5 protein-coding genes are annotated in these 4,927 nt (G+C 47.5%); 3 read left to right on the forward strand and 2 right to left on the reverse strand.

The features are described from left to right. Both QUA16_RS16325 and QUA16_RS16330 read left to right on the forward strand, forming a co-directional pair. The coding region (locus QUA16_RS16325; protein WP_333104310.1) for a BamA/TamA family outer membrane protein at positions 1-1,682 on the forward strand (1,682 nt) is incomplete at its 5' end. Between the two features lie 101 nt (positions 1,683-1,783). Next, positions 1,784-1,963: a hypothetical protein gene (locus QUA16_RS16330; RefSeq protein ID WP_333181241.1), complete on the forward strand. Its 180-nt coding sequence runs from the start codon at positions 1,784-1,786 to the stop codon at positions 1,961-1,963. A 44-nt stretch (positions 1,964-2,007) separates the two neighbouring features. Here QUA16_RS16330 and QUA16_RS16335 read toward each other — a convergent pair whose 3' ends face one another. Both QUA16_RS16335 and QUA16_RS16340 read right to left on the reverse strand, forming a co-directional pair. Continuing rightward, positions 2,008-3,342, reverse strand: coding sequence for a HEAT repeat domain-containing protein (locus QUA16_RS16335; RefSeq protein WP_333104308.1), 1,335 nt, complete (start codon positions 3,340-3,342; stop codon positions 2,008-2,010). 45 nt (positions 3,343-3,387) lie between these two features. Next, a complete protein-coding gene (locus tag QUA16_RS16340) occupies positions 3,388-3,939 on the reverse strand; it encodes a CPBP family glutamic-type intramembrane protease (protein ID WP_333104307.1) in 552 nt (183 codons plus the stop codon). Positions 3,940-4,532: 593 nt separating this feature from the next. On the opposite strand from QUA16_RS16340, the gene QUA16_RS16345 reads away from it, so the two are divergent. Next, positions 4,533-4,847: an acylphosphatase gene (locus QUA16_RS16345; protein WP_333104306.1), complete on the forward strand. Its 315-nt coding sequence runs from the start codon at positions 4,533-4,535 to the stop codon at positions 4,845-4,847. Positions 4,848-4,927 lie beyond the last annotated feature (80 nt).

Genomic DNA, 4,927 nt, shown 5'->3' on the forward strand with positions numbered 1-4,927 from the left:
CATCTGTCAAGAACGGGCAAGATGCCCGTTCCACAAGAGATGAATTGTTTTGTGGAACAGGCATCTTGCCTGTTCATCAAAAGCTGATTGAAAATGGTGCAGCATCTCTCAAGAACGGTGCAGCATCTGTCCAGAACGGGCAAGATGCCCGTTCCACAAGAGATGAATTGTTTGGTGGCACAGGAATGTTGGCTGAAGTACGCGGGGCGCAGCTATCCCCTAGGGAATCGCCCTCACTCAAGTCCAGCCACAATAAAGATTTTACATCTCTGTTAAAAACTCCGGCGACGCTGGCGGCACAAGCCGAAACCCCCGAAGCAGTAAACAGCAACGCCCGACAGCTAGGGGGTACTCTACAAATCAGTCAAGGGGGCAATGCTGAGGGCGTTTACGTTGCTGAGGTGAAAATTCGCTTTGTCAATTCCAGAGGTGAAGCTGTTGATAAAAAAGGGAATCCGGTTGAGGGCAGAATTTCGGAAGATTTTATCCGAGGTGAGCTCAAACTCAAGGCGGGGGATAACTACCGCCGGGAAGTTGTACGATCGGATTTACAACAGTTGCAGCAATTGGGATTGTTTGACAAAGTGACAGTTTCGATCGAAGAAGTTGGCACGGATGTTAATGTAATCTACAACGTTCAAGAGCGATCGGCTCGCTCTTTTAGCGTGAGTGCCAGTCTTAGTGATGATGTTGGCGTTGCTGTTCCTCTTTCCTATACCGATCGAACTTTCGGTACAACCCCGCAGCGGCTGGCGGTGGAACTTGAGCCCAGCCTCCGAGGTATCCAGTACGATGTCCAGTTTGTCAGCCCTTACGTTGCCGCCGAAGACCGTTTGGGATACAGTGTGAGAGCTTTTGGCGATCGCAGAATATCGGAAATTTTCAACAAAGATATTGATTTGCCCAACGGGAACCGAGTTCGGGAAATTCGGATGGGGGGAAATCTCAGGTTTACCAGACCTTTGGGCGATTGGCAATCGACTTTGGGATTAAATTATACAAATATCAGCACGCGCGATCGCAACTTAAATATCGCCCGCCGCGACGAACTCGGCAATCCTCTCACATTCAGTGGCAGCGCCGTTGACGAGTTATACACTGTTTCTTTTGGTGCGCTCCTCGATCGGCGGGACAATCCCTTCAACCCCACCAGCGGCTCGATTATCAGCCTCAGCACCGAGCAGTCGATCCCTTTGGGGCGAGGTAACATTGTGAGTAACAGGCTGTTAGCAAATTATATACATTATGTACCAGTAACTTTGCTGGGCATCAGCGAGTCCGAAGCCTTGCCCGAAATGCTGGCTTTTAACTTGCAAGCGGGCACGGTAATCGGGGATTTGCCACCAACGGAAGCTTTTCGCCTCGGCGGCCGCAATTCCGTGCGGGGCTACGATAGCGGGGATATTGGCAGTGGGCGGAGTTATTTTTTAGCTTCCGGCGAATATCGGTTTCCTGTGGGTCAGGATGTTGGCGGCGTGATATTTGTTGATTTTGCGTCGGATTTGGGAACGGGAGATAGCGTGTTGGGAAAACCGGCGGTAGTCAGGGACAAACCGGGGACTGGGGCGGGTGTTGGGGTGGGTGTGAGGGTGCGATCGTCCTTTGGATTAATTCGCTTAGATGTGGGTGTTAGCGACTCCGGCGACATCAAACTTATACTCGGTACAAAGCAGCGTTTTTGAATTAGTCATTAGTCAGTAGTCATTAGTCAGTAGTCATTAGTCACAAGTTACAGCATAAGCTGAAGTGCATTTAAATTGTATAGTCAAATTTAAGAAAAGTCTTGTGGGGAGTAGGGGTTGGGCCAGAAAGCCCGCCCAAAAAATACAATTTAGATGCCCAACAGCTTATTCTGGAATATGCTGTAAAATCGAGTCAACAGTTAACACTCAACCATTCAGTTTTTCCACCCCTCCTTCTACAGTCAACAGTCAACAGTCAACAGTCAACAGTCAACAGTTAACAGTCAACAATCACGGACGGTGCAACCGGAATTGATATAAATGCTTAACGCTTTGGTTTCTTCAGATCAACAGTTTTCGGCTTAGCCGCCGGAGTTCGCGGATAAAACTTAAACTTATTGAGCGCCGCACTTGCCGATTTAGCCACACCGCTATCTATATCTCGCAAAGCTTTTTGTAGCAGCGGAATCACTTTTTCCGACTTAATCATTGCTAGTGCTTCCACAGCAGCTTCGCGCACCTCCGGGTGAATATCTTGAGCTAATTTTCCCAAGGTTTCTATTGTTCGCTGACCTTCGGATCTCAGAGCATTAGCAGCAGCCATTGTACCTAAAGCAGACGCTGCAAACTTCCGGGTTTCTTTGTCCTGACTTTGAACACATCCCATCAACTGCGGTAGGGAATAGCTTGGTGTTTGTCTGGTAATTGGAAGCTGTTGTTCGACTTGGGGTTCATGTAAATCAGTTGATTGTGGTTCCGAAAAATCTGTGTAATTTAACTCTTCTTCAACTTCTGTTTGATTTAACTCACTTGACAGTTGCTGCCAAACTTCTTCTTGTGATAAACCTTCGGCAAATTCTGTGGAATTTAACTGACTGAACTGCTGCTCCGGGACTTCTTGTTGTTGTACATTACTCTCGTACTGCTCTTGCAAAGACCTGATAGTAGCTTGCATCTGAGCTTCGTGTTCTCTCAACTGCTCGTGAGCCGCTTGCAACTGACTCTCGTATTGCTCTTGCAAAGCCTCCATATTTAACTGCATCTCAACCTCGCGGTTCTCATATTCCTCGGCAGTTTGCCTCAAGCGAATTTCGTGTTCATTTTGCAAGTTTTGCAAATGTTGCTCCATCTGAGCTTGATAATTTAGATGCAATTCGTCAGCAAGTCTGAGTAAATGATGTTCGTGTTCTGCTTGCAAAGATTGGATATTTTGCTGCATCCTGGCATTGTTAGCGGCTTCTAATTCCTCGCTGATTTGTCGTCGCAGCTCATGCTCGTCTATGCTGGCAACTGGTTGGAGCTGACTGTCGCGTTCTGCCTGAACTTGTTGGATCTGAATGTCGCGTTCTGCCAAAACTTGTTGGAGCTGATTTTCGTATTGAGCCGCAACTTGTTTGAGCTGATTTTCGTATTGAGTAGTAACTTGTCTAAGTAAATTTTCGTGTTCGATAGTAGCTTTTCTAAGCTGATTTTCCCGTTCTCCTTTCTGAGATTCGACAGCTTGTTGCACCCGAGACATCTGAGCTAATTCTATTTCCTCAGTAATTCTGCGAGTTTGCTGCAAGTATTCTTGTTTTTGCTTGTTTAAGCGCTTTTCCACTAACCAGTAAGCAACTGCTACCCCTGCCAAAAAACCTACGATCGCGCCTATGATACCCACAACTGAGATCCTCCCGACAAAATAGTGATGCTAGACTTTTTACATTTAACCATATAGCCTCCTGTAACCGCCCAGTAGCAACAGCCAGGCTGTCACTGCTAGCCAGTGAACCGCCACCGCAGGCCAGATAGAACCGCTTTGCAGGTATGCGAGGGAGCACGCAACTCCCAAAATTGCCGCCAGTAGCAAAAATACTGGATTCATAAAGGTCGATCGACCAACCGGGTAAAAAGTCAGCGCGTTCAGCGGGTGGTAAACTACAAAAACCGCCAAACTCGCGCATCCCCAAAACCACAGCATTAACCCAGAAGCCTTCTCAAACGGGTGTGGCAGCATTAACACCCGGAACAATAATTCCTCGGTGATGCCCGGACTTAACAAACAGCCAACGAGCACTCCCACAATTGTACGCCGAGAGGTTTGCACATCAACTTTGAGAAATCCCGACCAAAAACCCACGGAAAGAGCGATCGAAGTGTAAACCAGCGCGAGCATAGCTGCAACCAGCCAATCAGTGAAATCGGGAATAGTTGAAAAAGCTAGGGTGATGCGGCGTATCAGGAATCCCGGCAGCGCCATCGCGCTAAAATTTAACATAATCAAACTGATCCTTAAAATTTTCAAACAGATGTTAGCAGTAAGTTGAGCCGTTTATAAGGAATAGCCTGAAAACCCCGTGACTTCAGTCCGGGGATGAAAGGGCGTTGCAGCATAAATCCTGCCTGCTCTTTTTACCCCAGTCCTGAATCTAAAATCTCATCTTTTCAATTCAAAAAACTTTCGTGAAAAGTTTTGGACACGACGGGACAGTATGGTAAACTGAAACAGTCAGGGTTAAACTCCCTTGCCGGAAGTGAAACGGGACATGAGACACACTTTTAGGCATAAACTGGGGGACAAAGTGCGGCGAAAACACTATAAACAGTCCAAACCGAAAATGTAGGTTTCAATCCAGCAAACACAAACTTTTTTACTGGGAATTGTTAAGTAGGGTAGGGCATACCCGAACAAAGCGGGAAATATCCTAGTACGCTTTTGGAGATAGATCCGCTGGGATGTTTCTGAGTTAGGCTCGTCAATTGGTGGTATCCCCACGGTTGAAAGGTTTAAGAATTGCCGCAAGGACAGAACATTTTAAGGTCAGTCGCTGAATTAAGAATCCCCTCGGCTTCAGCCAGGGGAGTGTCAATATGCAAAACCAATCATTGCCGCCCGTCAGAGTCCGCGTTTTTGTTTCGGGATTAGTTCAAGGAGTAGGATACCGATATTCCACAAGGGATAAAGCAAAGTATTTCGGCCTGGGCGGCTGGGTGAGAAATCTCCCTGACGGCCGCGTCGAGGCTGTCTTTGAAGGCTCCAAAAAAGCTGTGGAAGGAATGATTAGTTGGTGCCGCCGCGGCCCCACCGGTGCTACGGTTAGTGAGTTGGTTTTGGAATACGAAGACCCGGAGGGCGATTCCCTTCAAGATAGCTCCCCCGCGCGTACTTTTGAGATCCGTCGATAAAAGAATAAGGAATGAGAATTAAATAACTTCCACTCTTGAAAGTGGGATGGGCGTCCCGCCCGTCCAAAAAGGACGGGCGG

This window comes from Microcoleus sp. S13_C3, assembly GCF_036700905.1.
GTDB lineage: Bacteria > Cyanobacteriota > Cyanobacteriia > Cyanobacteriales > Microcoleaceae > Microcoleus.